This window comes from Mesorhizobium sp. M8A.F.Ca.ET.181.01.1.1, from assembly GCF_004792025.1.
Lineage (GTDB): Bacteria > Pseudomonadota > Alphaproteobacteria > Rhizobiales > Rhizobiaceae > Mesorhizobium.
In genome coordinates this window covers 1-378 of sequence record NZ_SRTV01000082.1, presented here as the reverse complement: position 1 = coordinate 378, position 378 = coordinate 1, and the positions used below count along the sequence as shown (strand labels likewise).

Sequence of the window (378 nt, the reverse complement as noted above, 5' to 3'; positions counted from 1 at the left end):
GCCAAGGTCTTCCTCATTTCGCCCTTCGTCGGCCGTATCCTTGACTGGTACAAGAAGTCGACCGGCGAAAACTACACCGCCGAGACCGATCCGGGCGTCGTTTCCGTGCGCAGCATCTACAACTACTACAAGGCCAATGGCATCAGCACCGTCGTCATGGGCGCGTCCTTCCGCAACGTCGGCGAAATCGAAGCGCTTGCCGGTTGCGACCGCCTGACGATCAGCCCGGCGCTGCTGGAAGAGCTGGACAAGGATACCGGCAAGCTGGAGCGCAAGCTTTCGGCAGACAACGTCAAGGCCGAGCCGCTGCAGTCGCTGGACGAGAAGGCATTCCGCTGGGCGCTGAACGAAGACGCAATGGCTACCGAGAAGCTCTCG

At 61.1% G+C, this 378-nt stretch carries 1 protein-coding gene; it reads left to right on the top strand.

The genetic code is table 11. From position 1 onward, the window contains the following. The coding region (locus EN824_RS33675; RefSeq protein ID WP_281041408.1) for a transaldolase family protein at positions 1 to 378 on the top strand (378 nt) is incomplete at both ends.